The following is a 25,698-nucleotide window of genomic DNA, read 5'->3' as shown; positions in this document are numbered from 1 at the left end:
GGGTCTTGTCGGTCAGTGAATCTATCAATCACCATGCGGTGTGATGAATGAAATTCACAACCGAAGCGCTCTCGGTGACCACGACTGCGGGTCGACGCCGGCCGGCCGGCCGCTGGTGGTCGGCATCGACGCGGGCGGCACCCGGATCCGCGCCTACCTCGCCGAGGCCGAGGCCGGGGCAGCCGGGACCGGGACCGGGTTCGGGTCCGGCGGGGTGATCGGTGAGGGCGCCGGCGGTCCCGGCAACGCGATGAGCGTGCCGCGCGCCGAGCTGACCCGGAACCTGGCCGCCGCACTCGGCGCCGCCGTGCCGCCGGAGCTGCGCCCGTCCGTGGCCGCCGTGCTGGGCGGCTTCGCGGGCGCCGCCCTCGACACCGGACCCGACACCGGCCACGACCTCGCGCGGTCCTGCCTCGGGGCGGCGCTGGCCGCGACCGGGATCGAGGCCGGGAAGGTGGCGGTCCGCGGGGACATCGAGATCGCCTTCGCCTCCGCGCCCGGTATGCCCGCCGACGGGCTGCTGCTCATCGCCGGGACGGGCGCCGCGTCGGCGCGGATCACCGGTCGGCGGCAGGAGCTGACGGTGGACGGCGACGGGTGGCTGCTCGGTGACGAGGGCGGTGGCTTCTGGCTGGGCCGGGAGGCTGTCAGGGCGGCGCTGCGGGCGCTGACCGGGCGCGGGCCCTGGACCTCGCTGGTCGGCGCGGTGGCGGAGCACTACCTGGCGCCGGACGGGGACCCGGCCGGCCGGCCCGCACTGGCCGGTCTCCCCGGCCCGCCGGGCTTCGCCGGGCCGGTGGAGCCGGCGGACCTGCGCCGGCTGGGGCGGCTGCGGGACGTGATCGTGCCCCTGGTGTACGGGCAGCCGCCGGTGCGGCTGGCCGCGCTGAGCCCGCTGGTCGTCGCCGCCGACCGGGCCGGTGACCAGGTCGCCGGCGAGCTGCTCGACGCGGCGGCCGCGGAACTCGGCAGGACCGTCGCCGCGTTGCGTCCCGAGGCCGGCGAGCCGCTGGTGGTCACCGGCGGTCTGCTGGCTCCGGCCGGGCCGTTGCTGGACCGGCTGTCGCAGCGTGCGCGGGCGATGGGACTGCGCGTCGTCCCGGTGCCGGACGGCGGTGCGGGCGCGGTGGCGCTGGCGAGACTCTTGACGTGACCACGCTGCCCGGTTCATTGTTTCAGTGATTTGTCGAAGCGATGGTTAATTCAACCAAGGAGCCGGTCATGGCCGCATCACAGCTCAGCGCCGCCCAGTTCGCCGAGCACGGCCGCGCCGCCGTCGAGCGGGCGATCGCCGCCAACACCGACTCCGTCGCCGCCGCGGCCCGCCTCGTCGCCGACAGCGTCGCCGCCGACGGCGTCATACACGCCTTCGGCACCGGCCACTCGCAGGCCACCGCACTGGAGATCGCGGGCCGGGCCGGCGGCCTCGTCCCGACCAGCCGGATCGGCCTGTCCGACCTGGTGCTCCGCGGCGGCGAGGACCGCTCCGTGCTCGCCGACCCGCTGCTGGAACGCTCCCCGGGCCTGGCCAAGCGGCTCTACGAACTGGCCACCCCGCACCCGCAGGACCTCTTCGTGATCATCTCCAACTCCGGGGTCAACAACTCCGTCGTCGACATGGCCCTGGAGGTCAAGGAGGCGGGGCACCGGCTGATCGCCCTCACCTCCCTGGAGCACACCCACGCGGTGCCCGCGCTGCACAGCAGCGGAAAGCGGCTCGCCGACCTCGCCGACGCCGTACTCGACAACTGCGCGCCGACCGGTGACGCGCTGCTGCCGATGCCCGACGGCGGAGCGCTGTGCGGGGTCTCCACCATCACCTCCGCGCTGCTCGTCCAGATGGTCGTCGCCGAGGCGGTCGGCATCCTGACGGCCGAGGGGCACGAACCGCCGGTCTACATCTCGGCCAACCTGCCCGGCGGGTTCGAGCGCAACGCCGTTCTGGAGGCCCGCTACGAGGGCCGGCTGCACCGCGGCGGATTCTGAACCCCGGCTCCCCACAGGCTCTCCCAGGCGTTGTCAGTGGCCGCCGCTACGGTGCCGGGACCGATCTGATTCCGGCCCGAGGGGGAGCTTTGACCACGAGCGACAGCGATCTGCGGCCGGCCGTGGAGAGCGCCGTGCCGTCCTGGCGCGGCGGCTTCGGCCGGCTGTGGAGTGCCGCGGTGGCCTCGCGGCTGGGGGACGGACTGCGCACGGCGGCGCTGCCCTTGCTCGCGGTGGGTCTCACCGACTCCCCGCTGCTCGTCTCGCTGGTCACGGCGGCCGGGTTCCTCCCCTGGATCCTGTTCGGCCTGCTGGGCGGGGCGATCGCCGACCGGGTGGACCAGCGGCGCGCCATGTGGTCGGTCGACGCGGTGCGCTGCGGGCTGATGGCCTGCTTCGCGCTCGCCGTGTGGCTGGACCGGGTGAGCGTCGCCCTGCTGCTGGTGCTGGCGTTCGTCCTGACGACGTTGCAGACCCTCTTCGACAACGCGGCGACCGCGCTGCTGCCGTCGATCGTCCCCACCACCGCCCTCGGCCGCGCCAACGCGCGGCTGATGACCGGGCAGACCATCGCGGGCACCTTCCTGGGCGCGCCCCTGGTGCCCCTGCTGATCGGCCTGTCGGCGGGGCTGCCGTTCGCGGTGGACGCGGCGACGTACCTGCTCGCCGCGGCGCTGGTCGCCTCCATACGGACGGCGCCGCGCGAGCGCCCCCCGCGCGCCACGGGCCGGACGTTGCGTCAGGACATCGCCGAGGGCATCGCGGTGCTGTGGCGGGACCGGGTCCTGCGGTCGCTCTGCACGGCCAACACCGTCGTCAACATCGGGATGGGCGCGCTCATCGCCACCCTGGTCCTGCACGTCACCGGGTGGCTGCACGCCGGGCACTCCGGCTACGCGGCCGTGCTCACCGCCTACGGCGCGGGCAGCGTGGCCGGGGGGCTGGTGGCCGGCCGGCTCTCCGAACTGCTGGGCAGGACCAGAGTGCTGGTGGCCGGGCTGGCGCTCCAGTGCTGCGCCCTGATCGTGCTGGGCACCGTGCGGTCGCTGCCCGTCGCCGTGATCGCTCTGGCGCTCTTCGGCGCGTTGGGGATGCTGTGGAACGTCAACGAGGTCACCCTCCTGCAGGAGCGGACGCCCGCCGCCCTGCTGGGCCGGGTCAGCGCCGCCAACCGCACCCTGTCCACCGCGGGGGCGCCGCTCGGCGCCCTGCTCGGCGGGGCGGTGGCGACGGCGTGGGGGCTGAACACCCCGGCACTGGCCGCCGCCGCGCTCTTCGCCTGCGGGGTGATCGTGCTCGGACCGGCCGTCATCAATTAGTTTGGACCCATGTCCGACACCCATACGCATGGCCGTCCCCGTCTCGACCAGCTGCCCGAATGGCACGCCCTGGGCAAACACCGCGAAGAGCTGGGGGAGGTACGGCTGCGCGAACTGTTCGACCAGGACCCGCAGCGGGCCGACCGGTACACCCTGCAGGTCGGTGACCTGCACCTGGACTACTCCAAGCACCTGGTGACCGACGAGACCCTGCGGCTGCTGCGCGAGTTGGCGGCGTCGAGCGGTGTGGCCGAACTGCGCGACGCGATGTTCCGCGGCGAGCGGATCAACGTCACCGAGGACCGCGCGGTGCTGCACACCGCGCTGCGCGCCCCGCGTTCCGCCGTCATCCAGCTCGACGGCCATGACGTCGTGCCCGCCGTGCACGCCGTCCTCAGCAAGATGTCCGTCTTCACCGACCGCGTCCGCTCCGGCGAGTGGACCGGCCACACCGGCAAGCGCATCAAGAACATCGTCAACGTCGGCATCGGCGGCTCCGACCTGGGCCCGGCGATGGCGTACGAGGTACTGCGCCCGTACGCCGACCGCGGGCTGACGCTCCGTTTCGTGTCCAACGTCGACGGCGCGGACCTGCACGAGGCCGTGCGCGACCTGGACCCGGCCGAGACGCTCTTCGTCATCGCGTCGAAGACGTTCACCACCATCGAGACCATCACCAACGCCACCTCCGCCCGCAACTGGCTGCTGACCGGCCTGAACGCCGACTCCTCGGCCGTCGCCAAGCACTTCGTGGCGCTGTCCACGAACGCGGAGAAGGTCACCGAGTTCGGCATCGACCCGGCGAACATGTTCGAGTTCTGGGACTGGGTCGGCGGCCGGTACTCCTTCGACTCGGCGATCGGCCTGTCGCTGATGCTCGCCATCGGCCCGGACCACTTCCGCGAGATGCTGGCCGGCTTCCACCTGGTGGACGAGCACTTCCGCACCGCACCGCCGGAGGAGAACGTCCCGCTGCTGCTCGGCCTGCTGGGCGTCTGGTACGGCGGCTTCCACGACGCGCAGTCGCACGCGGTCCTCCCGTACAGCCACTACCTGTCGCGGTTCACCGCGTACCTCCAGCAGCTGGACATGGAGTCCAACGGCAAGTCCGTGGACCGGCAGGGCAACCCGGTGACCTGGCAGACCGGCCCGGTGGTCTGGGGCACCCCGGGCACCAACGGCCAGCACGCCTACTACCAGCTGCTGCACCAGGGCACGAAGGTCATCCCCGCGGACTTCATCGGCTTCGCCAACCCCATCGGTGAACTCGGCCCGCTCCAGGACCAGCACGACCTGCTGATGGCCAACTTCTTCGCGCAGACCCAGGCACTCGCCTTCGGCAAGACGCCGGAGGAGGTCGCGGCGGAGGGCGTGCCCGCCGAACTCGTGCCGCACAAGACGTTCCGCGGCAACCACCCCACGACAACCGTCCTGGCCACCGAGCTGAGCCCGTCGGTGCTCGGCCAGCTGATCGCGCTCTACGAGCACAAGGTGTTCGTCCAGGGCGCGGTGTGGAACATCGACTCCTTCGACCAGTGGGGGGTCGAGCTGGGCAAGGTGCTCGCCAAGCGGATCGAGCCCGCGCTCAGCGAAGGCGCGGCCATCCCCGGCCTGGACGGTTCCACGGAGGCGCTGGTCCGGCGCTACCGGGAGCTGCGCGGCCGCTGACCAGCCGCCGGAGAACCGCCGACAGACGCGTAACGGCCGCCGGCCGGGCTGGAGGACCAGCCCGGCCGGCGGCCGTTACACGGAAGGTGACCGCTACGCCGAAGCCGGCGGGTACAGCTGCGGTGGCAGTTTCGCCGCCGCGGCCCGGTCCAGCAGCCACAGCGTGCGACGGCGGCCGCGTGCCCCGGCCGCCGGTGCCTGGATCTCGCCCGCGCCGGACAGCGCCATCGCGACCGCGTTGGCCTTGTCCTCGCCCGCGGCGAGCAGCCACACCTCGCGCGCCGCGCGGATCGCCGGAAGGGTCAGCGAGATCCGGGTCGGCGGCGGCTTGGGCGCTCCGTGCACCCCGACCACCGTCCGCTCCGTCTCCCGCACGGCCGGGTGCTCCGGGAAGAGCGACGCGACATGGGTGTCGGGGCCGACCCCCAGCATCAGCACGTCGAAAGTCGGCACCGGGCCGTGGTCCTCCGGCCCGGACGCCTTGGCGAGGTCGGCCGCGTAGCCGGCCGCCGCGGCGTCGACGTCACGGCCGTGGACGCCGTCGGACGCGGGCATGGCGTGCACCCGCGCCGGATCGAGCGGCACCGTGTCGAGCAGGATGTCCCGGGCCTGGGTGACATTGCGCTCGGGATCACCCTCCCGCTCGAACCGCTCGTCGCCCCACCACAGGTCCAGCCGCGCCCAGTCCACCGCGTCCCGCGCCGGGGACCCGGCCAGCGCGGCGAGCAGCGCATTGCCGTTGCGCCCGCCGGTCAGCACCACCGAGGCGGAGCCGCGGGCGGCCTGGGCGTCCACGATCTTCGTGATCAGCCGGGCCGCCGCGGCCTTCGCCATCAGCTCCTTGTCGCGGTGGACGACGACCTGGGGGGTGCTCATGACGAGCTCGTCCCCTTGGCCGCCGACTTCTTCGCGGGCGCCGCCTTCTTGGCGGGATCCTTGGCGGGAGCGGACTTGCCCGCCGCGCTCCCGGCCGCCTTGGTGTCCTTGGCCGCGGTGATCAGCTCCACCGCCCCGACCGGCTCCTCCGCGTCCTGCGACCCGAAGTCGGTCAGCCGGCCGACGCCGAACTTCACCGTCGAACGGTAGATGTCGTCCGGGTCCAGCCGCCGCAGCTCCTCGGCGATCAGCTCGGAGGTCTCGCGCCGCTTGAGCGCCACGTGACGGTCCGGCTGCCCCGGCATGGCCAGTTCGGCCAGCGAGCCGTCGGCCCGGTCCAGCCGGATCTCGCCGTCGGCGGTGACCAACTGGACACCGGTGATCCCGGGTCCCTCCGAGACCCTGCGCTCCACCGAGATCCTCAGCCGGTCGGCGAGCCACAGCGCGAGCAGTTCCGTGCTCGGGTTGTAGGCCTCGCCCTCCACGCTCGCCGAGGCGATCTTGGTGTGCTTCTGGTCCAGGGCCGCGGCCAGCATGCTGCGCCACGGCGTGATCCGGGTCCAGGCGAGGTCGGTGTCGCCGGGGGCGTACGCGGCGGCACGCTCACTGAGCGCGGCCACCGGGTCCTCGGCCGCGGCGGCGTCGGTGATCCGGCGCTGCGCGAGCCTCCCCAGCGGGTCCTCGGCGGGGTTGTCGGGCGACTCCTCCGGCCACCACACCACCACCGGGGCGTCCGGCAGCAGCAGCGGCAGCACCACGGACTCGGCGTGGTTGGCGAGCTCGCCGTGCATCCGCAGTACGACCGTCTCACCGGTGCCGGAGTCCGAGCCGACCAGCACCTCGGCGTCCAGCCGCGCCATCGCGCGGTCGCGCGGTGAACGGCCGGGCCGCTTGATGACGGCCAGGATGCGGGACGGGTGCTCCCGCGACGCGTCGCTGGCCGCCTTGAGGGCGTCGTAGGCGCTGCCCTCGTCGGTGACGATGACCAGGGTGAGCACCATGCCGACGGCCGGTGTGCCGATGGCACGGCGGGCGTCGATGAGCCCGGCGTTGATGCGGGACGACGTGGTGTCCGTCAGATCGATCCTCATGGCCGGCGCCAGCTCCTACCGTCTCGTGCGAGCATCTCGTCCGCCTCGACCGGTCCCCAGGTGCCCGAGGCGTACTGGGCGGGCTTGCCGTGCGTGTCCCAGAACTTCTCGATCGGGTCGAGGATGTTCCAGGACAGCTCGACCTCCTGGTGGCGGGGGAAGAGGTTGGCGTCGCCGAGCAGCACATCGAGGATGAGCCGCTCGTACGCCTCCGGGCTGGACTCGGTGAAGGACTCGCCGTAGGCGAAGTCCATCGTCACGTCCCGGACCTCCATCGAGGTGCCGGGCACCTTCGAACCGAAGCGCACCGTCACTCCCTCGTCCGGCTGCACCCGGATGACCAGGGCGTTCTGCCCCAGCTCCTCGGTGGATCCGGCCTCGAAGGGCAGGTACGGGGCCCGCTTGAAGACCACCGCGATCTCGGTGACCCGGCGGCCGAGCCGCTTGCCGGTGCGCAGGTAGAAGGGGACCCCGGCCCAGCGGCGGTTGTTGATCTCCAGCTTGACCGCCGCGTACGTGTCGGTCTTCGACTTGGGGTCGATGCCCTCTTCCTCGAGGTACCCCACGACCTCCTCGCCGCCCTGCCAGGCGTGCGCGTACTGGCCGCGCACCGTGTGCGAGCCGAGGTCCTGGGGGAGCTCGACGGCGCCGAGCACCTTGAGCTTCTCGGCGACCAGGGCCTTCGGGTGGAAGGAGCCGGGCTCCTCCATCGCGGTCAGCGCGAGCAGCTGCAGCAGGTGGTTCTGGATGACGTCCCGGGCCGCGCCGATGCCGTCGTAGTACCCGGCCCGGCCGCCGATTCCGATGTCCTCGGCCATCGTGATCTGGACGTGGTCGACGTACGACCGGTTCCAGATCGGCTCGAACATCGTGTTGGCGAAGCGGAGCGCCAAGATGTTCTGGACGGTCTCCTTGCCCAGGTAGTGGTCGATCCTGAAGACCTCGTTGGGCGGGAAGACGTCGTGCACGAGCTGGTTGAGCTCCTGCGCGCTCTCCAGGTTGTGGCCGAACGGCTTCTCGATGACCGCGCGCCGCCACGACTCGCCCGGGCCCTCGGACAGCCCGTGCTTCTTGAGCTGCTGCACGACGTTCGGGAAGAACTTCGGCGGCACGGAGAGGTAGAAGGCGAAGTTTCCGCCGGTGCCGCGCGCCTTGTCGAGTTCTTCGATCGTCGCCTTCAGGTTCTCGAAGGCGGTGTCGTCGTCGAACTCGCCCTGGACGAAGCGGCAGCCTTCGGCGAGCTGCTGCCAGACCTCCTCGCGGAAGGGGGTGCGGGCGTGTTCCTTGACCGCGTCGTGCACCTCCTGGGCGAAGTCCTCGTCCTCCCAGCTCCTCCGGGCGAAGCCGATGAGCGCGAAGCCCGGTGGCAGCAGACCGCGGTTGGCGAGGTCGTAGACGGCAGGCATCAACTTTTTACGGGACAAATCGCCCGTGACGCCGAAAATGACCAGGCCGGACGGCCCCGCGATACGCGGGAGCCGCCGGTCCTGTGCGTCACGCAGCGGATTGCTGCTGGTCAACTCATGCCTCCACGGGCGTCTGACGCTTGAGTACCGCCTGGGTGGACTCCAGCAGCTCGTTCCACGCGGCTTCGAACTTCTCGACGCCCTCGTCCTCGAGCTGCTGGACCACGTCGTCGTACGAGACGCCGAGGCCCGCCAGGGCGTCGATGTCGGCCTGGGCCTGCTCGTACGTGCCGCGGATGGTGTCGCCGGTGATCTCGCCGTGGTCGGCGGTGGCCTCCAGCGTGGCTTCCGGCATGGTGTTGACGGTGTTCGGGGCGACCAGCTCGGTCACGTAGAGCGTGTCCGGGAGGGCCGGGTCCTTGACACCGGTCGAGGCCCACAGCGGACGCTGCTTGTTCGCGCCCGCCTTCTCCAGCGCGTTCCAGCGGTCCGAGGAGAAGACCTCCTCGTACGCCTGGTAGGCGAGCCGGGCATTGGCCAGCGCGGCCTTGCCCTTGAGCGCCTTGGCCTGGTCACCGCCGAGCTTCTCCAGCCGCTTGTCGATCTCGGTGTCCACGCGGGACACGAAGAAGGACGCCACCGAGTAGATCTTCGAGAGGTCGAGGCCGGAGGCCTTGGCCTTCTCCAGCCCGTCCAGGTAGGAGTCCATGACCTGCCGGTAGCGGGCCAGCGAGAAGATCAGCGTCACGTTCACGCTGATGCCCAGGCCGATGACCTCGCCGATGGCGGGCAGGCCGCCCAGGGTCGCCGGGATCTTGATGAGGGCGTTCGGCCGGTCGACGAGCCAGGCGAGCTGCTTGGCCTCGGCGACGGTCGCCCGGGTGTTGTGGGCCAGGCGCGGGTCCACCTCGATGGAGACCCGGCCGTCCTGGCCGTCGGTGCGGTCGAAGACCGGCCGCAGGATGTCGGCGGCGTCGCGGACGTCCGCCGTGGTGATCATGCGGATGGCCTCTTCGACCGTGACCTCGCGGGCCGCGAGGTCGGTGAGCTGGGTCTCGTACCCCTCGCCCTGGGCGATCGCCTTCTGGAAGATCGACGGGTTCGTGGTGACACCCACGACGTGCTGCTGGTCGATCAGCTCGGCCAGGTTCCCGGACGTGATCCGCTTGCGGGACAGGTCGTCCAGCCAGATCGCGACGCCTTCGTCGGAGAGGCGCTTGAGTGCGTCTGTCATGGAATTACATCTCCTACTGGTCGGGTGCGGTTCAGCGGGTGACGGCGTCGACGGCGTCGATGGACTGACGTGCGGCGTTGGCGACGGCGTCGGCGGTGAAGCCGAACTCGCGGAACAGGATCTTGGCGTCGGCCGAGGCACCGAAGTGCTCCAGGCTGATGATCCGGCCCTGCGCGCCGATGTAGCGGTGCCAGGTCAGGCCGATGCCGGCCTCGACCGCGACCCGGGCGTGGACGTCCGGGAGCAGCACGCTGTCGCGGTACGCCTGGTCCTGCTCCTCGAACCACTCGACGGACGGCATCGAGACGACTCGCGTCGGGATCCCGTCGGCCTGCAGTGCGTCGCGGGCCTCGACGGCCAGCTGCACCTCGGAGCCGGTGGCGATGAGGATGACCTGCGGACGGCCGCCCTCGGAGTCGAAGAGCACGTAGCCGCCCTTGGCCGCGTGCTCGTTCGCCGGGTACGTGGGCACACCCTGGCGGGTGAGCGCCAGACCGTGCGGGGCGGGCTTGGACGCGTGGCGCTTGAGGATCTCGCGCCAGGCGATCGCCGTCTCGTTGGCATCGGCCGGACGGACGATGTTCAGGCCCGGGATCGCGCGCAGCACGGACAGGTGCTCGACCGGCTGGTGCGTCGGGCCGTCCTCGCCGAGGCCGACGGAGTCGTGCGTCCACACGTACGTGACGGGCAGCTGCATGAGCGCGGCCAGTCGCACGGCGGGGCGCATGTAGTCGGAGAACACCAGGAAGGTGCCGCCGTAGATGCGCGTGTTGCCGTGCAGCGCGATGCCGTTCATCGTCGAGCCCATGGCGTGCTCGCGGATGCCGTAGTGCACCGTGCGGCCGTACGGGTCGGCGCCCGGAAGCGGGTTCCCCGTCGGGAGGAAGGACGAGCCGCTGTCGATCGTGGTGTTGTTGGAGCCCGCGAGGTCGGCGGAGCCGCCCCACAGCTCCGGCACGACCGCGCCGAGCGCCTGCAGGACCTTGCCGGAGGCGGCGCGGGTGGCGAGGCTCTTGCCGGTCTCGAAGGACGGCAGCGCCTTCTCCCAGCCGTCGGGCAGCTCGCCCGCGTTGATGCGGTCGAACTCGGCCGCACGCTCCGGGTTGGCGTCGCGCCACTCCTGGAACCGCTTGTTCCAGACGGCGTGCGCCTCACGGCCGCGGTCGGCGGCCGCGTGGGTGTGGGACAGCACCGCGTCGTCGACCTCGAAGGTCTTCTCGGGGTCGAAGCCCAGCACCCTCTTGGTCGCGGCGACCTCTTCGTCGCCCAGTGCCGAGCCGTGCGCGGCCTCGGTGTTCTGCGCGTTCGGGGCCGGCCAGGCGATGATCGAGCGCGCCGCGATGAACGACGGACGCGAGGTCTCGGCCTGCGCCGCCTTCAGCGCCTCGTACAGACCCTTGGGGTCCAGGTCGCCGTTGGGCAGCTGCTCGACGCGCTGGACGTGCCAGCCGTACGCCTCGTAGCGCTTGAGGGTGTCCTCGCTGACGGCCGTCTCGGTGTCGCCCTCGATGGAGATGTGGTTGTCGTCCCACAGCAGCACGAGGTTGCCGAGCTTCTGGTGCCCGGCGAGCGAGGACGCCTCACCGGAGACACCCTCCTGGAGGCAGCCGTCACCGGCGATGACCCAGATGGTGTGGTCGAACGGGGAGGTGCCCGCTTCCGCGTCCGGGTCGAACAGGCCGCGCTCGTAGCGGGCCGCCATGGCCATGCCGACACCGTTGGCGATGCCCTGGCCGAGGGGACCGGTCGTGGTCTCCACACCGACCGTGTGGCCGTGCTCCGGGTGCCCCGGGGTCTTGCTGCCCCAGGTGCGGAACGCCTTCAGATCGTCCAGCTCCAGACCGTATCCGGCCAGGTAGAGCTGGGTGTAGAGCGTCAGGCTGGAGTGGCCGGCCGAGAGGACGAAACGGTCGCGACCGGTCCAGTCGGGATCCGACGGGTCGTGCCGCATCACCTTCTGGAACAGCAGGTACGCGGCGGGCGCGAGGCTCATGGCCGTGCCGGGATGGCCGTTGCCGACCTTCTGCACGGAATCCATGGCCAGAACACGAGCGGTATCAACGGCCCGCTCGTCCAGATCGGTCCACTCAAGGGCTGTGGTGGTCGGCTTGCTGCTCACCCTGGTTCAGGGCTCCTTTCCACATGTCGAGATGCCGGTGACGTGGCGCCTACCCGGCGTGGTCGAGCCTACCGCCGCAGGCGCGTGCACCTTTTCGAGCGGGCTGTTCGACCCCTCGGTACGGCGCCCGGAGCGCTGCGCGAGGCAGCGTCCGCGGCGGCACTTCGGGCAACCAGGACCTTGGCACAGCCATTCCCGGCATGCCGGGATACTGACAGCCTGCCCCGACCCGGGCGCGTTCGCCTGCTGAACGTCCGGCGAACACCGCCGGGCGGCAACACGGGTCACCCCCCGGGGCGGGCGGAGTATTCCCTACGTCTACAGTGGCGTGGTACGCGCAAGGACTTACCGGACCTTCACGTCTGGGACCGGGACTTGCTGGACTTGAACCTTCCCCAGGGGTATTTGTGACGGCCGTCGAATCCCGACCCGCAGGGGTCATCGGGACGAGCCCCGGACAGCGGCCGTTCGCGGCACGTGTCATGGCGTTCGTGGCGCTGACCAAGCCACGCATTATCGAGCTGCTGCTCATCACGACCGTTCCGGTGATGTTCCTGGCGGCGGGTGGCGTCCCCGACCTGTGGCTGGTGCTGACGACCGTCGTGGGCGGTTACCTGTCGGCGGGCGGCGCCAACGCGCTGAACATGTACATCGACCGCGACATCGACGCGCTGATGCACCGCACCGAGCAGCGTCCGCTGGTCACCGGCATGGTGTCGCCGCGCGAGGGGCTGGTCTTCGGCATCGCGCTCTCCGTGGTCTCCACGGTCTGGTTCGCGGTCCTGGTGAACATGCTGTCGGCGGCGCTGTCGCTGACGGCCATCCTCTTCTACGTCTTCGTGTACACGCTCGGCCTCAAGCGCCGCACCGCGCAGAACATCGTGTGGGGCGGCATCGCGGGCTGCATGCCGGTCTTCATCGGCTGGTCCGCCGTCACGAATTCCGTCTCCTGGTCCGCGCTGGTCCTCTTCCTGGTGATCTTCTTCTGGACGCCGCCGCACTACTGGCCGCTGTCGATGAAGGTCAAGGACGACTACGAGCGGGTGGGCGTGCCCATGCTGCCGGTCGTGGCGGGCAACCTGGTGGTCGCCCGGCAGATCGTGATCTACAGCTGGGTGATGGTGCTCGTCTCGCTGACCCTGTGGTGGCCGCTGAACGAGACGTCCTGGCTCTACCCGGTGGCCGCGGTGCTGCTCGGCGCGATGTGGCTCAAGGAGGCGCACGGCCTGTACAGCCGCGCGAAGGCCGGGGTCAGCGGCGCGAAGCTGAAGGAGATGCGGCTGTTCCACTGGTCCATCACCTATCTGTCGCTGCTCTTCGTCGTCGTGGCCGTGGATCCTTTCCTTCACTGATTACCGACGGGTAGCATCTGCCTCATGGCTGAGACCGCGCAGAACACCGTGGAAGAGACCCCCCAGACGGACCCGCGCGCCGAGCGCCGCACCGCCCGGCTGGCGAAGCAGATCCAGTCCTTCGCCAAGAGCCACGGCGGCGGCGCCGAGGCGAACATCGCGTACATCGGCGAGGTCGGCACCCGGATCGTCCTCGTCGGCGAGAACGGCGAGTGGGGCGACCTGGTGGCCCCGACGTACGCCATGGCCCGCGAGGCCGTCGAGCGCGCCGGCGTCACCGTGCACGAGGACTTCGACGGCGAATTCGCCGCCAAGGTGCGCACCGGCCCGTACGAGTGGCAGCGGATGGCCGGCATCCAGATCGGCGGCCCCAGCAACACCTGACGCGCCGCCCGCACGTTAGGGACCATGGAAGCGGTCCCGACCGGCGGCGCGAGGAGTCAGTGATGCTGGAGCTGCCACCTCTGGTGGACGCGCACTGCCACGGGGTGGTCCCCGGGGAGCTGGGCCTCGGCTCGTTCGAGGCGCTCCTGACGGGGGCCGCCGCGCCCGGCACCACGCTCTTCGACAGCCCCGCCGGTTTCGCCGTACGCCGCTGGTGCCCGCCCCTGCTGGGCCTGGAACCGCACTGCACCCCCGCGCACTACCTGGCGGGACGCCGGCACCTGGGCTCGTACGAGGCCACCCGGCGACTGCTGCGCGGCACCGGGATCGGCGCCTACCTGGTGGACGCGGCGGCGGGAGCCGGCGGCGATCCGCTCCCCGCCGCACCGCCCCCCGAACTCACCTCGCCCAAGGACCTGGGCTCGGCCGCGGCCGCTCCGGCGTACGAGATCGTCCGGCTGGAGCCGCTGGCACAGCAGGTCGCCGACACCTCGGGGACCGTCGGAGCGTTCCTCACCAACATCGCCGAGGCGGTGCACGGAGCGGCCCGCACGGCCGTCGCCTTCTCGGTCGCCGACACCTGTCCGCCCGGATTCCCCGCAGGGCCGCCCGAGGCCGGACCGGTACGGCGCGCGGCCGGCGCGTGGCTCGCGGGGCGTACGGCCGGCGAACCGCTCCACGACCCGGTGCTGCTGCGCCATCTGGTGTGGAACGCCGTCGCGACCGGCCTGCCGCTGCAGATCCGCGGCCCGGTGGGCGCCGACCCCCTGCGGCTCGGCGATTTCCTGCGCGCGACCGCGGGTCTCGGCACCGACGTCGTGCTCTTACGGGGGTTCCCCAGCCACCGGCCCGCCGCCCGGCTGGCGGCCGCGTTCCCGCACGTCTACACGGACATCGGCTCCGCGCCGGTGGCCTCCGCCCTGGCCGAGACGCTGGAAGTGGCGCCCTTCGGCAAGGTGCTCTTCTCGACCGGGGCGCACGCACTGCCCGAGCTGTACGTGATCGGGGCGCGGTTCTTCCACGAGGCGCTGGAGCGGCTGGTCACCGACCGGGTCGCCGGCGGCGCCTGGACGCCTGCCGACGCGCGGCGCGTCGCGGAGCTGATCGCCGCGGGCAACGCGCGGCGGGTGTACGGACTGGAGCGCCGCCCGGACGGTGCCGGATCAGAGCGCTGACGGCCGGATCAGACCGCTGACGCGAGCGCGGAGCCGGACTGCGCCGGGCCCGGGATGCCGGGCTGCTCCGACGGGCGCTCGCGCATCGACAGCACGACCCGCAGCACCCCGATCCAGATCAGCGCCGAGCCGAGCATGTGCAGCCCGACCAGTACCTCCGGCAGGTGCGTGAAGTACTGCACGTAGCCGATGACGCCCTGCGCCAGCAGCACGAGGAACAGGTCCCGCGTACGGGCCTTCGGCCCGGCGGGCGCGTCCACGGCGCGCAGTACGAACCACAGGGCGAGCGTGAGGGCCACCACGACCCAGGCGAGGTCGGCGTGGAGCTGGGCGACGGTCTTCCAGTCGATCGGAATGCGGTGCACCTCGGTGGAGTCACCCGCGTGCGGCCCCGCACCGGTCACGACGGTGCCCACCGCGATCAGCAGCGCGCAGCTGATGGTCAGCACCCACGCCAGCTGCTGCAACGGCCTGCCCACCAGCGGGCGCACCGCCCCATCGCCCTCGCGGGCCCGCTGCCAGGTCAACACCGCGACGGTGATCAGCGCGCTGGAGAGCAGGAAGTGCCCGGCGACGACATACGGGTTGAGGCCGGTCAGCACGGTGATGCCGCCGAGGACCGCGTTGCCCATGACCACCCAGAACTGGGCCCAGCCGAGCCGGGTCAGACTGCGTCGCCACGGTTTCTGCGACCGCACCGCGATGATCGCCCAGCCGACCGCCGCGCACAGCACGTACGTCAGCATCCGGTTGGTGAACTCGATGACGCCGTGCACGCCCATGTCGCTGGTGGTCGTCAGGCTCTGGTCGGTGCACTTGGGCCACGTCGGGCAGCCGAGCCCCGAACTGGTCAGCCGGACCGCCCCGCCCGTCACCACGATGACCACGGCCATCGCGAGGGCGGCCGCGCAGGCCCGCTGGACCGTCACCGGGGACGGGGTCCAGCGCCGGGCGATGTGGGCGAGGGGATTACGGGCGACTTCGAGCGACTTCGGCACGCGTCCATCGTAAGCGGCCGCTTGTGCAACTTTTCACGAGGGGGTCGGGAGGGCCCCCGCGCCCCGGGCGCACTTACCATCGAGCGGAGGATCCGCGACTGGGGGAAATATGACAACCGGCAAGAGCGGTTCGGTCAACCGGCGGAGAATGCTCTACGGAGGCGCCGCAGTGGTCGCCGGGGCGGGCATCGCGGGGTACGCCAGCGGGGAGTGGAGCGCCCCCGCCGCGGCGTCGGGGAACGCCGACCATCCCGGCGTGGCGGACGTCGTGGCGGACTTCGGCGCCAAGGGCGACGGCAGGACGGACGACAGCGCGGCCTTCGCCGCCGCGTACGCCTACGCCGAGTCGCGGGTCTCGGGCGGCGTGGGGCACACCGTGATCGATGTGCCGCCAGGGGTGTACCTGGTGAAGAAGCCGGGTGCGCTGCTCGCCGGCGACAAGCCGGACAAGCGTGCGAGCGGCCTGCGGTTCCGGGGCGGCGGCATGCGGATCAGCGAGATCGTCTTCGCGCCGGAGTCGCCCAAGGACGCCTACCTGTGCCGCAACAACAACATGTGGAGCAACATCTCCTTCGAGGGGCTGCGCTTCACCTCGGGCACCCCCGGCGCGTCGTTCTTCTCCTCGTACTCCACCGGCTGGGCGCAGAACTACCGCTTCTCCGAGTGCGAGTGGATGGGGGAGTGGGAGTACGGCCTCGCCCTGGACGGCAGCAACAACAACTCGGAGATGCGCTGGGAGGCGTGCCGGGTGGGCGGCGCCTACCGCAAGGCGTTCCTGTACTCGGGGCTCTCCAAGCGGTCGGAGAAGCGCGAGCAACAGGACCAGTTCCTCAACTACTGGTTCACCGACATGACGGTCACCTACGACTGGGGCAACTTCCTGGAATTCCCCTACGGCGGCTCGATCACCTGCCGCAGCGGCAGCTACATCATCACCGGCCGCCGCCCCACGCCCCACCCGGAGTACGGGTTCGAGAGCGCCTTCTTCCGCTTCCCGCGCGCCTCGCACTTCGACTCCGTACAGCGCTTCCACGCCGAGGACATCCGCTTCGAGATACGCGACCCGCAGGTCGTGGTCATCGACTGCGAGTGGAGCAGCGGCACGGTCCACTTCAACGACTGCGACGACACGTCCCAGTCGTACAAGCAGTATTCGGACGGCCTCACCGCCCACCGCTACAGCATCGGCCCCGCCGGGCCGCTGGTGCGGTACGACATGTGCCAGCTCTCGGGCGCCCACCAGTTCCGGCCCGCCGCCGGCGCCCAGCTGCCGACGAGCGTGCGCTACGACATGTGCCGGATCGTCGACCATCCCGCGGACGCGTTCGTGGCGGCCGGTTCGCACGACAAGAAGTTCGCCCGCTTCGTCGACTGCATCATGCCGGGCTGAGGACCGTCCCGCCGGGCGTCACTCCCACCTGAAGAAGCGCGCCGCCGCGCCGAGCCCCACGACCGCCCAGACCAGCAGGATCGCGAGGTTGCCCCACGGCATGCCCGCGCCGTCCCGCAGCACGTCGCGCAGGCCGTCGGACAGGGCGGAGACCGGCAGCAGCCGCAGCACGTCCTGTGCCGCGCCCGGGAACCTCTCCAGCGGCACGATGATCCCGCCGGCGACCAGCAGCAGCAGGAAGACGAGGTTCGCGGCGGCGAGCGTCGCCTCCGCCTTGAGCGTCCCGGCCATCAGCAGGCCGAGCCCGGAGAAGGCGGCGGTGCCCAGCACGAGCAGCAGCACGACGAAGAGCGGGTTGCCGTGCGGCGACCAGCCCAGCGCGAACGCGATCGCCGTGAGCAGCACGATCTGCAGCACCTCGGTGACCAGCACCGAGCCGGTCTTCGCGGTCATCAGCGCCCAGCGCGGCAGCGGCGAGGCGCCGAGCCGCTTCAGCACGCCGTAGCGGCGCTCGAACCCGGTGGCGATGGCCTGGCCGGTGAAGGCGGTGGACATCACGGCGAGCGCCAGGATGCCGGGGGCCAGGAAGTCGACGGCCTTGCCCGTACCCGTGTCGACGATCGAGACGGCGCTGAACAGGACGAGCAGCAGTGCCGGGATCACCACGGTCAGCAGCAGCTGCTCCCCGTTGCGCAGCAGCATCTTCGTCTCGAACGCCGTCTGCGCGCCGATCATGCGGGAGAGCGGCGCCGCGCCCGGGTCGGGAACGAAGGTGGAGGCGCCCTCGGCGGCCTTCTTCTCTGCCGTCGTCACGCGCGCAGCTCCTTGCCGGTCAGATCCAAAAAGACATCCTCCAAAGTGCGGCGTTCGACCGCCAGCCGGTCCGGCATGACGCCGTGCTGCGCGCACCAGGAGGTGACGGTGGCGAGCAGCTGGGGGTCGACCGCGCCCTCGATCCGGTAGCTGCCCGGCGTCAGCTCGGCCGCCGCGGTGCCGTCCGGCAGCGCCTTGAGCAGCGAGACGAGGTCGAGGCCGGGACGGCCGGTGAAGCGCAGGGTGTTCTCGGCGCCGCCCCGGCACAGCTCCTCGGGGGTGCCGTGGGCGATGGACCGGCCGTGGTCGATGATCACGACCTGGTCGGCGAGCTGTTCCGCCTCGTCCATGAAGTGGGTGGTGAGGACGACGGTCACCCCGTCACCACGCAGTTCCCTTACGAGGTCCCAGGTGGCGCGGCGGGCCTGCGGGTCGAGCCCGGCGGTGGGCTCGTCGAGGAAGACCAGTTCCGGGCGGCCGACGACGGCCATGGCGAGCGCGAGCCGCTGCTGCTGCCCGCCGGACAGCCGGCGGTAGGGGGTGCGGCCACAGGACTCCAGGCCGAGCCGCTCGATGAGCAGCGCGGGGTCCACCGGGCGGGCGTGCAGCGCGGCGGTGTGCCGCAGCATCTCCTCGGCACGCGCCCCGGGGTAGACACCGCCGGACTGCAGCATCACTCCGATGCGCGGGCGCAGCGCGGAGCCGTCGGTGGCCGGGTCGAGTCCCAGCACCCGCACGCTGCCGGCGTCGGCGCGCCGGTAGCCCTCACAGATTTCGACGGTGGTGGTCTTGCCGGCGCCGTTCGGCCCGAGCACGGCGGTCACCGAGCCGGCCGCCACCGCCAGGTCCAGACCGTCCACCGCGGTCTTGTCGCCGTACCGCTTGACCAGGCCGGCGATCTCGCCCGCCGGTGGCTGACTGGTGCTGCCGCTTCGCATACCCGTGAGTCTCGGGAGCGGTGTTCCGCGCTCAGAACCGGCCCTTGGCCCCGGCGGAGGCGCGCGGACGGAATATCTGAGGAATGGATCTTGTTCAGGCAATTTCGCAGGTCAACTTAGGTTTGCCTAAGTGACGAACTCCACCGCGGGTCGAATCCGGCGTGGGTTGCCGAGGCCTGATGAATTACGCAACAATGAAGTTGTGAAAAACGTCGGCGCGGCTCAGGAGGAGCAGACGACCGGGGAGCGGAGTACCCGCAACCGGGTCGCCCGGTCGATCCTGGACCACGGTCCTTCGACCACCGCCGACCTGGCGGAGCGGCTGGGCCTCACGCAGGCCGCCGTCCGCCGCCACCTGGACCACCTCGTCGCGGAGAACATCGTCGAGCCGCGTGAGCAGCGGGTCTACGGAGCGCGCACCCGTGGGCGCCCCGCCAAGGTCTTCGCACTCACCGACTGCGGCCGCGACGCCTTCGACCAGGCGTACGACCAGATCGCGGCCGACGCGCTGCGCTGGATCGCGCAGTCCGCCGGCGGCGGGGAGATGGGCGACGCCGCGGTCACCGCGTTCGCCCGGGCCCGGGTCGCCAAACAGGCGGACCGCTACCGCACCGCGGTCGACGCCGCGGAGCCCGCCCAGCGCACCCAGGCGCTCGCCAGGGCCCTGAGCGAGGACGGGTACGCTGCTACCACCCGCAGCGCGTCGGCCGGTGCCGCCGCACGGGAGCCCGCCGGCGAGCAGCTCTGCCAGCACCACTGCCCGGTGGCGCACATCGCCGAGGAGTTCCCACAGCTGTGTGAGGCGGAGGCCGAGGTCTTCTCCCACCTGCTGGGAACCCACGTCCAGCGGCTCGCCACCATCGCCCACGGCGACGGCGTCTGCACGACGTACATTCCGCGGCACCCGCAGCACCAGCAGGTCAGCAGTGCAGTGGATACCAGCACCGTAGAAACCAGCACCGCAGTGAATACCACCACCGCAGTGAATAACGCATCCGCCAGTACGGCCGGGAGGAACCCCGCATGACTGCTCCCACGGAGACCACGCACCCGGAACTCGATGGGCTGGGCACGTACGAGTTCGGCTGGTCCGACTCGGACACCGCCGGCACCAACGCCAGGCGTGGAATCAACGAGGATGTCGTGCGCGACATCTCCGCGAAGAAGTCCGAGCCGGAGTGGATGCTGAAGCTGCGGCTGAAGGGTCTGAAGCTGTTCGGCAAGAAGCCCATGCCCACCTGGGGCTCGGACCTCAGCGGTATTGATTTCGACAACATCAAGTATTTCGTGCGCTCCACCGAGAAGCAGGCCGCTTCCTGGGAGGATCTGCCCGAGGACATCAAGAACACCTATGACCGTCTGGGCATCCCGGAGGCCGAGAAGCAGCGCCTCGTCGCCGGTGTCGCCGCCCAGTACGAGTCCGAGGTCGTCTACCACCAGATCCGTGAGGACCTGGAGGAGCAGGGCGTCATCTTCCTCGACACCGACACGGCGCTGAAGCAGTACCCGGAGATGTTCCAGGAGTACTTCGGCACCGTCATCCCGGTGGGTGACAACAAGTTCGCCTCGCTGAACTCGGCCGTATGGTCCGGCGGATCGTTCATCTACGTCCCCAAGGGCGTCCATGTCGACATCCCGCTGCAGGCCTACTTCCGTATCAACACGGAGAACATGGGCCAGTTCGAGCGGACGCTGATCATCGTCGACGAGGACGCCTACGTCCACTACGTCGAGGGCTGCACCGCGCCGATCTACTCCTCGGACTCGCTGCACAGCGCCGTGGTCGAGATCATCGTGAAGAAGGGCGGCCGCTGCCGCTACACGACCATCCAGAACTGGTCGAACAACGTCTACAACCTGGTCACCAAGCGCGCGGTCGCCTACGAGGGCGCCACGATGGAGTGGGTCGACGGCAACATCGGCTCCAAGGTGACCATGAAGTACCCCGCCGTCTACCTGATGGGCGAGCACGCCAAGGGCGAGACCCTGTCCATCGCCTTCGCGGGCGAGGGCCAGCACCAGGACGCCGGCGCGAAGATGGTGCACATGGCGCCGAACACGTCGTCCAACATCGTCTCCAAGTCCGTGGCGCGCGGCGGCGGCCGTACCTCCTACCGCGGTCTCATCGAGATCGGCGAGGGCGCGGCCGGATCGAAGTCCAACGTGCTCTGCGACGCCCTGCTCGTCGACACGATCTCCCGCTCGGACACGTACCCGTACGTGGACGTCCGTGAGGACGACGTGTCCATGGGCCACGAGGCGACCGTCTCCAAGGTCTCGGACGACCAGCTCTTCTACCTGATGAGCCGCGGTATGACGGAGTTCGAGGCGATGGCGATGATCGTGCGCGGCTTCGTCGAGCCGATCGCGCGTGAGCTGCCGATGGAGTACGCGCTGGAGCTGAACCGCCTGATCGAGCTGCAGATGGAAGGTTCCGTCGGTTAGTACGACGCTGACCGTACGGGTGCGCCCCGCGCACCCGTACGGGCCGTCCGACCGGCGACGCGACCGCAATCGACGTTTCTTCCAGAAAGAGAGCAGTACGACAAGCCATGGCTGACAACATCCCTGCCGGCAGCACCACCGAAGGTGCCATCACGGTGGGCCACCCCGCCGATGCCCGGGTCAGCGCCGCGCCGTCCTACGACGTGGCCGACTTCCCGGTGCCGCACGGCCGCGAGGAGGAGTGGCGTTTCACTCCCCTGGAGCGGCTGCGCGGCCTGCACGACGGCACCGCGAAGGCCGACGGCGGCCTGCGCGTCGACGCGACCGCCCCCGAGGGCGTCACCGTCGAGACGGTGGACCGCACCGACGCCCGCGTCGGCAAGGCCGGCAAGCCCGCGGACCGGGTCGTGGCCCAGGCGTTCAGCTCCTTCGAGAAGGCCTCGGTCGTCTCGATCCCCAAGGATCTCGTGCTCACCGAGCCGGTCCGGATCGCCGTGCGCGGCGAGGGCGGCACCGCCTACGGCCACCAGATCATCGAGATCGGCGCCTTCGCCGAGGCCGTCGTGGTCATCGACCACACCGGTGACGCCACGCTCGCCGCCAACGTCGAGTACCTGATCGGCGACGGCGCCAAGCTCACCGTCGTCTCGGTCCAGGACTGGGACGACAAGGCGGTGCACGTCGCCCAGCACACCGCGCTGGTCGGCCGCGACGCCAGCTTCAAGTCCGTGATCGTCACCTTCGGCGGCGACGTGGTCCGGCTGCACCCGCGGGTCGTCTACGGCGCCCCGGGCGGCGATGCCGAGCTCTTCGGCCTGTACTTCACCGACGAGGGCCAGCACCAGGAGCACCGGCTCTTCATCGACCACGACACGCCGCACTGCCGCAGCAACGTCACCTACAAGGGCGCGCTGCAGGGCAAGGACGCGCACGCGGTCTGGATCGGCGACGTGCTCATCCGCGCCGCCGCCGAGGGCACCGACACCTACGAGCTCAACCGCAACCTGATCCTCACGGACGGCGCGCGGGTCGACTCGGTCCCGAACCTGGAGATCGAGACCGGCGAGATCGCCGGTGCCGGCCACGCCTCGGCGACCGGCCGCTTCGACGACGAGCAGCTCTTCTACCTGATGGCCCGCGGCATCCCGGCCGCCGAGGCCCGCCGACTGGTCGTCCGCGGCTTCTTCGGCGAGCTGGTCCAGCAGATCGGCCTGCCCGACCTCGAGGAGCGCCTGATGGCGAAGATCGACGCGGAGCTGGAGGCGTCCGTCTGATGACCACGGCTCAGGACGCCCCGGGGTTCGTCGTCGCCTGCTCGCTGAGCGAGCTGGAGGACGACACGCCCAAGCGCGTCGAAATCGGCGGCACCGCGGTGTCCGTGGTGCGCACCGAGGGCGAGGTGTTCGCGATCAACGACATCTGCTCGCACGCGAACGTCTCCCTCTCGGAGGGCGAGGTCGAGGACTGCCAGATCGAGTGCTGGCTGCACGGATCCAGTTTCGACCTGCGCACCGGCAAGCCGTCCGGGCTACCCGCCACGCGGCCCGTACCCGTATATCCCGTAAAGATCATCGGCGACGACGTGCTCGTCTCCGTCACCCAGGAGTCCTGAGGCACCCATGGCAACGCTTGAGATCCACGACCTGCACGTCTCCGTCGAGGCCGAGAACGGCCCCCGCGAGATCCTCCGCGGCGTCGACCTGACCGTGAAGCAGGGCGAGACGCACGCCATCATGGGCCCCAACGGCTCGGGCAAGTCCACCCTCGCCTACTCGGTGGCCGGCCACCCGAAGTACACCATCACCGGCGGCACCGTCACGCTCGACGGCGAGGACATCCTCGCGATGACCGTCGACGAGCGCGCCCGCGCCGGCCTGTTCCTCGCCATGCAGTACCCGGTCGAGGTCCCCGGAGTCTCGGTCTCCAACTTCCTGCGCACGTCCGCCACCGCGATCCGCGGCGAAGCCCCCAAGCTCCGCACCTGGGTCAAGGAGGTCAAGTCCGCGATGGAGCAGCTCCAGATGGACCCGGCCTTCGCCGAGCGCAACGTCAACGAGGGCTTCTCCGGCGGTGAGAAGAAGCGCCACGAGATCCTGCAGCTGGAGCTCCTCAAGCCGAAGATCGCGATCCTGGACGAGACGGACTCCGGTCTGGACGTCGACGCGCTGCGCCAGGTCTCCGAGGGCGTCAACCGCGTCCGCGAGACGGGCGAGGTCGGCACGCTGCTGATCACCCACTACACCCGCATCCTGCGCTACATCAAGCCCGACTTCGTCCACGTCTTCTCGAACGGCCGGATCGCCGAGTCCGGCGGCGCCGAGCTGGCCGACAAGCTGGAGAACGAGGGCTACGAGGCATACAGCACGAAGGGCGGCGCTTCCGCGTGACACCACTGCATGGCCTCCTCGACACCGAGGCGATCCGCAAGGACTTCCCGATCCTGGACCGCGTCGTCCACGACGGCAAGAAGATCGTTTACCTGGACAACGCGGCGACCTCCCAGAAGCCGCGCCAGGTGCTCGACGCGCTGAACGGGTACTACGAGCGGCACAACGCCAACGTCCACCGCGGCGTGCACGTGCTCGCGGAGGAGGCCACTGCGCTCTACGAGGGCGCCCGCGACAAGGTCGCCGCGTTCATCAACGCGCCGAGCCGCGACGAAGTGATCTTCACCAAGAACGCTTCGGAGTCGCTCAACCTCGTCGCGAACATGCTGGGCTGGGCCGACGAGCCCTACCGGGTGGACCGCGAGACCGAGATAGTGATCACGGAGATGGAGCACCACTCCAACATCGTCCCGTGGCAGCTGCTCTCGCAGCGCACCGGCGCGAAGCTGAAGTGGTTCGGGCTGACCGACGACGGCCGGCTCGACCTCTCCAACATCGACCAGGTGATCACCGAGAAGACGAAGATCGTCTCGTTCACCCTGGTCTCCAACATCATGGGCACGATCAACCCGGTCGACGCGATCGTCCGGCGCGCCCAGGACGTCGGCGCGCTGGTCCTCATCGACGCCTCGCAGGCCGCGCCGCACATGCCGCTCGACGTGCAGGCGCTCGGCGCCGACTTCGTGGCCTTCACCGGCCACAAGATGTGCGGCCCGACCGGCATCGGTGTGCTGTGGGGCCGCCAGGAGCTGCTCGAGGACCTGCCGCCGTTCCTCGGCGGCGGCGAGATGATCGAAACCGTCTCGATGCACTCCTCGACGTACGCGCCGGCACCGCACAAGTTCGAGGCCGGCACCCCGCCGATCGCCCAGGCGGTCGGGCTGGGCGCGGCCGTGGACTACCTGTCCGCGATCGGCATGGACAAGATCGAGGCCCATGAGCACGCCATCACCGAGTACGCGGTGAAGCGCCTGCTGGAGGTCCCGGACCTGCGGATCATCGGCCCGACGACGGCCGAGGACCGGGGCGCGGCGATCTCGTTCGTGCTGGGTGACATCCACCCGCACGACGTGGGCCAGGTACTGGACGAACAGGGCATCGCGGTCCGCGTCGGGCACCACTGCGCGCGCCCGGTCTGCCTGCGCTACGGAATTCCCGCGACCACGCGGGCGTCGTTCTATCTGTACTCCACCCCCGCCGAGGTCGACGCCCTCGTCGAGGGACTGGAGCACGTACGGAACTTCTTCGGGTGAGGGCTGACTGGTGAAGCTGGATTCGATGTACCAGGAAGTGATCCTGGACCACTACAAGCACCCGCACGGGCGCGGTCTGCGCGACGGCGACGCCGAGGTGCACCACGTCAATCCGACGTGCGGTGACGAGATCACGCTGCGGGTCAAGCTCGACGGCTCGAAGATCGTGGACGTCTCCTACGAGGGACAGGGCTGCTCGATCAGTCAGGCCAGCGCCTCGGTGCTGAACGAGCTGGTGGTCGGTCGCGAGCTGGACGACGCGCTGAAGGTCCAGGAGGTCTTCCTGGAGCTCATGCAGTCGAAGGGCAAGGTAGAACCGGACGACGCGATGGAAGAGGTGCTGGAGGACGCGGTCGCGTTCGCCGGCGTCTCCAAGTACCCGGCGCGTGTGAAGTGTGCCCTGCTGAGCTGGATGGCGTGGAAAGACGCCACATCGCAGGCACTGGCGAATGGCACGGCGAGGGAGACCGCATGACCGACAACGCAGACGTGACGACCAAGCCCGCTTCCGAGGAGGAAGTGCGCGAGGCGCTGTACGACGTCGTCGACCCCGAGCTGGGCATCGACGTCGTCAACCTGGGCCTGATCTACGGCATCCACGTCGACGACTCCAACGTCGCGACGCTGGACATGACGCTCACCTCGGCGGCCTGCCCGCTGACCGACGTCATCGAGGACCAGGCGCGTTCGGCGACCGACGGCATCGTCGCCGACCTCAAGATCAACTGGGTCTGGATGCCGCCGTGGGGCCCGGACAAGATCAGCGACGACGGTCGCGAGCAGCTGCGGGCGCTCGGCTTCAACATCGGCTAGCCCTTTCCGCGATTGCTCCGGACGGCCCGTACGCCTCGCGCGTACGGGCCG

The 25,698-nt window shown here is 70.5% G+C and carries 24 protein-coding genes; 16 read left to right on the top strand and 8 right to left on the bottom strand.

Going from position 1 to position 25,698, the window contains the following annotated elements; genetic code table 11:
• Nucleotides 1–43 precede the first annotated feature (43 nt).
• The 4 genes from O3X23_RS17575 to pgi all read left to right on the top strand — a co-directional run bounded on the left by O3X23_RS17575 (nucleotide 44) and on the right by pgi (nucleotide 4,973).
• Entirely contained in the window at nucleotides 44–1,153 is a 1,110-nt protein-coding gene (locus O3X23_RS17575; RefSeq protein WP_269272346.1) for an N-acetylglucosamine kinase, read from the top strand.
• A 68-nt stretch (nucleotides 1,154–1,221) separates the two neighbouring features.
• On the top strand, nucleotides 1,222–1,986 hold the full coding sequence (locus tag O3X23_RS17570) for an SIS domain-containing protein (protein WP_269272345.1): 765 nt from the start codon (nucleotides 1,222–1,224) through the stop codon (nucleotides 1,984–1,986).
• An 89-nt stretch (nucleotides 1,987–2,075) separates the two neighbouring features.
• Nucleotides 2,076–3,305: an MFS transporter gene (locus O3X23_RS17565; RefSeq protein WP_269272344.1), complete on the top strand. Its 1,230-nt coding sequence runs from the start codon at nucleotides 2,076–2,078 to the stop codon at nucleotides 3,303–3,305.
• Between the two features lie 9 nt (nucleotides 3,306–3,314).
• Complete coding sequence (gene pgi, locus O3X23_RS17560; protein WP_269272343.1) at nucleotides 3,315–4,973, top strand: glucose-6-phosphate isomerase; 1,659 nt, start codon at nucleotides 3,315–3,317, stop codon at nucleotides 4,971–4,973.
• A 93-nt stretch (nucleotides 4,974–5,066) separates the two neighbouring features.
• On the opposite strand, the gene pgl is transcribed toward pgi, so the two are convergent.
• From pgl to tkt, 5 genes are read right to left on the bottom strand one after another with little or no spacing between them, the layout of a single operon-like run.
• Complete coding sequence (gene pgl / locus O3X23_RS17555) at nucleotides 5,067–5,849, bottom strand: 6-phosphogluconolactonase (RefSeq protein WP_269272342.1); 783 nt, start codon at nucleotides 5,847–5,849, stop codon at nucleotides 5,067–5,069.
• Nucleotides 5,846–6,940 carry a glucose-6-phosphate dehydrogenase assembly protein OpcA gene (opcA, locus tag O3X23_RS17550; protein ID WP_269272341.1) on the bottom strand — a complete coding sequence of 365 codons (1,095 nt, stop codon included), beginning with the start codon at nucleotides 6,938–6,940 and terminating at the stop codon, nucleotides 5,846–5,848. The genes pgl and opcA overlap by 4 nt, the downstream gene beginning before the upstream one ends.
• Nucleotides 6,937–8,460: a glucose-6-phosphate dehydrogenase gene (gene zwf, locus O3X23_RS17545; RefSeq protein ID WP_269272340.1), complete on the bottom strand. Its 1,524-nt coding sequence runs from the start codon at nucleotides 8,458–8,460 to the stop codon at nucleotides 6,937–6,939. Before zwf ends, opcA begins: the two co-directional genes overlap by 4 nt.
• 1 nt (nucleotide 8,461) lies before the next feature.
• A complete protein-coding gene (tal, locus tag O3X23_RS17540; RefSeq protein ID WP_269272339.1) occupies nucleotides 8,462–9,580 on the bottom strand; it encodes a transaldolase in 1,119 nt (372 codons plus the stop codon).
• 31 nt (nucleotides 9,581–9,611) lie between these two features.
• Nucleotides 9,612–11,699 (bottom strand): transketolase, encoded by a 2,088-nt coding sequence (tkt, locus tag O3X23_RS17535; RefSeq protein ID WP_269272338.1) that lies wholly within the window; start codon nucleotides 11,697–11,699, stop codon nucleotides 9,612–9,614.
• 407 nt (nucleotides 11,700–12,106) lie between these two features.
• On the opposite strand from tkt, the gene O3X23_RS17530 reads away from it, so the two are divergent.
• From O3X23_RS17530 to O3X23_RS17520, 3 genes are all read left to right on the top strand, one after another.
• Complete coding sequence (locus tag O3X23_RS17530; RefSeq protein ID WP_269272337.1) at nucleotides 12,107–13,051, top strand: heme o synthase; 945 nt, start codon at nucleotides 12,107–12,109, stop codon at nucleotides 13,049–13,051.
• 24 nt (nucleotides 13,052–13,075) lie between these two features.
• Entirely contained in the window at nucleotides 13,076–13,435 is a 360-nt protein-coding gene (locus O3X23_RS17525; protein ID WP_269272336.1) for a hypothetical protein, read from the top strand.
• 62 nt (nucleotides 13,436–13,497) lie between these two features.
• Nucleotides 13,498–14,610, top strand: a complete 1,113-nt coding sequence (locus tag O3X23_RS17520) for an amidohydrolase (protein ID WP_269272335.1) — start codon at nucleotides 13,498–13,500, stop codon at nucleotides 14,608–14,610.
• Between the two features lie 8 nt (nucleotides 14,611–14,618).
• Here the strand turns inward: O3X23_RS17520 and O3X23_RS17515 are convergent, their stop codons facing one another.
• Nucleotides 14,619–15,608 (bottom strand): COX15/CtaA family protein, encoded by a 990-nt coding sequence (locus O3X23_RS17515; protein ID WP_269272334.1) that lies wholly within the window; start codon nucleotides 15,606–15,608, stop codon nucleotides 14,619–14,621.
• 109 nt (nucleotides 15,609–15,717) lie between these two features.
• Here O3X23_RS17515 and O3X23_RS17510 point away from each other — a divergent pair, with 109 nt between their 5' ends.
• A complete protein-coding gene (locus O3X23_RS17510; RefSeq protein ID WP_269272333.1) occupies nucleotides 15,718–16,998 on the top strand; it encodes a glycosyl hydrolase family 28-related protein in 1,281 nt (426 codons plus the stop codon).
• An 18-nt stretch (nucleotides 16,999–17,016) separates the two neighbouring features.
• Here O3X23_RS17510 and O3X23_RS17505 read toward each other — a convergent pair whose 3' ends face one another.
• Complete coding sequence (locus tag O3X23_RS17505) at nucleotides 17,017–17,733, bottom strand: ABC transporter permease (RefSeq protein WP_269272407.1); 717 nt, start codon at nucleotides 17,731–17,733, stop codon at nucleotides 17,017–17,019.
• Between the two features lie 74 nt (nucleotides 17,734–17,807).
• Nucleotides 17,808–18,749 (bottom strand): ABC transporter ATP-binding protein, encoded by a 942-nt coding sequence (locus O3X23_RS17500; RefSeq protein WP_269272332.1) that lies wholly within the window; start codon nucleotides 18,747–18,749, stop codon nucleotides 17,808–17,810.
• Between the two features lie 202 nt (nucleotides 18,750–18,951).
• On the opposite strand from O3X23_RS17500, the gene O3X23_RS17495 reads away from it, so the two are divergent.
• From O3X23_RS17495 to O3X23_RS17460, 8 genes are all read left to right on the top strand, one after another.
• Nucleotides 18,952–19,776 (top strand): helix-turn-helix transcriptional regulator, encoded by an 825-nt coding sequence (locus O3X23_RS17495; RefSeq protein ID WP_269272331.1) that lies wholly within the window; start codon nucleotides 18,952–18,954, stop codon nucleotides 19,774–19,776.
• Nucleotides 19,773–21,194, top strand: a complete 1,422-nt coding sequence (gene sufB, locus O3X23_RS17490; protein WP_269272330.1) for a Fe-S cluster assembly protein SufB — start codon at nucleotides 19,773–19,775, stop codon at nucleotides 21,192–21,194. The genes O3X23_RS17495 and sufB overlap by 4 nt, the downstream gene beginning before the upstream one ends.
• Nucleotides 21,195–21,301: 107 nt before the next feature.
• On the top strand, nucleotides 21,302–22,468 hold the full coding sequence (sufD, locus tag O3X23_RS17485; RefSeq protein WP_269272329.1) for a Fe-S cluster assembly protein SufD: 1,167 nt from the start codon (nucleotides 21,302–21,304) through the stop codon (nucleotides 22,466–22,468).
• Nucleotides 22,468–22,806, top strand: coding sequence for a non-heme iron oxygenase ferredoxin subunit (locus O3X23_RS17480; protein ID WP_269272328.1), 339 nt, complete (start codon nucleotides 22,468–22,470; stop codon nucleotides 22,804–22,806). The genes sufD and O3X23_RS17480 overlap by 1 nt, the downstream gene beginning before the upstream one ends.
• 7 nt (nucleotides 22,807–22,813) lie before the next feature.
• Nucleotides 22,814–23,581 carry a Fe-S cluster assembly ATPase SufC gene (gene sufC / locus O3X23_RS17475; protein WP_269272327.1) on the top strand — a complete coding sequence of 256 codons (768 nt, stop codon included), beginning with the start codon at nucleotides 22,814–22,816 and terminating at the stop codon, nucleotides 23,579–23,581.
• Complete coding sequence (locus O3X23_RS17470; protein ID WP_269272326.1) at nucleotides 23,578–24,834, top strand: cysteine desulfurase; 1,257 nt, start codon at nucleotides 23,578–23,580, stop codon at nucleotides 24,832–24,834. The genes sufC and O3X23_RS17470 overlap by 4 nt, the downstream gene beginning before the upstream one ends.
• 10 nt (nucleotides 24,835–24,844) lie before the next feature.
• Entirely contained in the window at nucleotides 24,845–25,309 is a 465-nt protein-coding gene (gene sufU, locus O3X23_RS17465; RefSeq protein ID WP_269272325.1) for a Fe-S cluster assembly sulfur transfer protein SufU, read from the top strand.
• Nucleotides 25,306–25,647: a metal-sulfur cluster assembly factor gene (locus O3X23_RS17460; RefSeq protein WP_269272324.1), complete on the top strand. Its 342-nt coding sequence runs from the start codon at nucleotides 25,306–25,308 to the stop codon at nucleotides 25,645–25,647. Before sufU ends, O3X23_RS17460 begins: the two co-directional genes overlap by 4 nt.
• Nucleotides 25,648–25,698 lie beyond the last annotated feature (51 nt).

The organism is Streptomyces sp. H39-S7 (assembly GCF_027158205.1).
Classification (GTDB): Bacteria; Actinomycetota; Actinomycetes; order Streptomycetales; family Streptomycetaceae; genus Actinacidiphila.
Note: the sequence above shows the minus strand (reverse complement) of the source record. Positions and strands in the feature narration are given on the sequence as shown.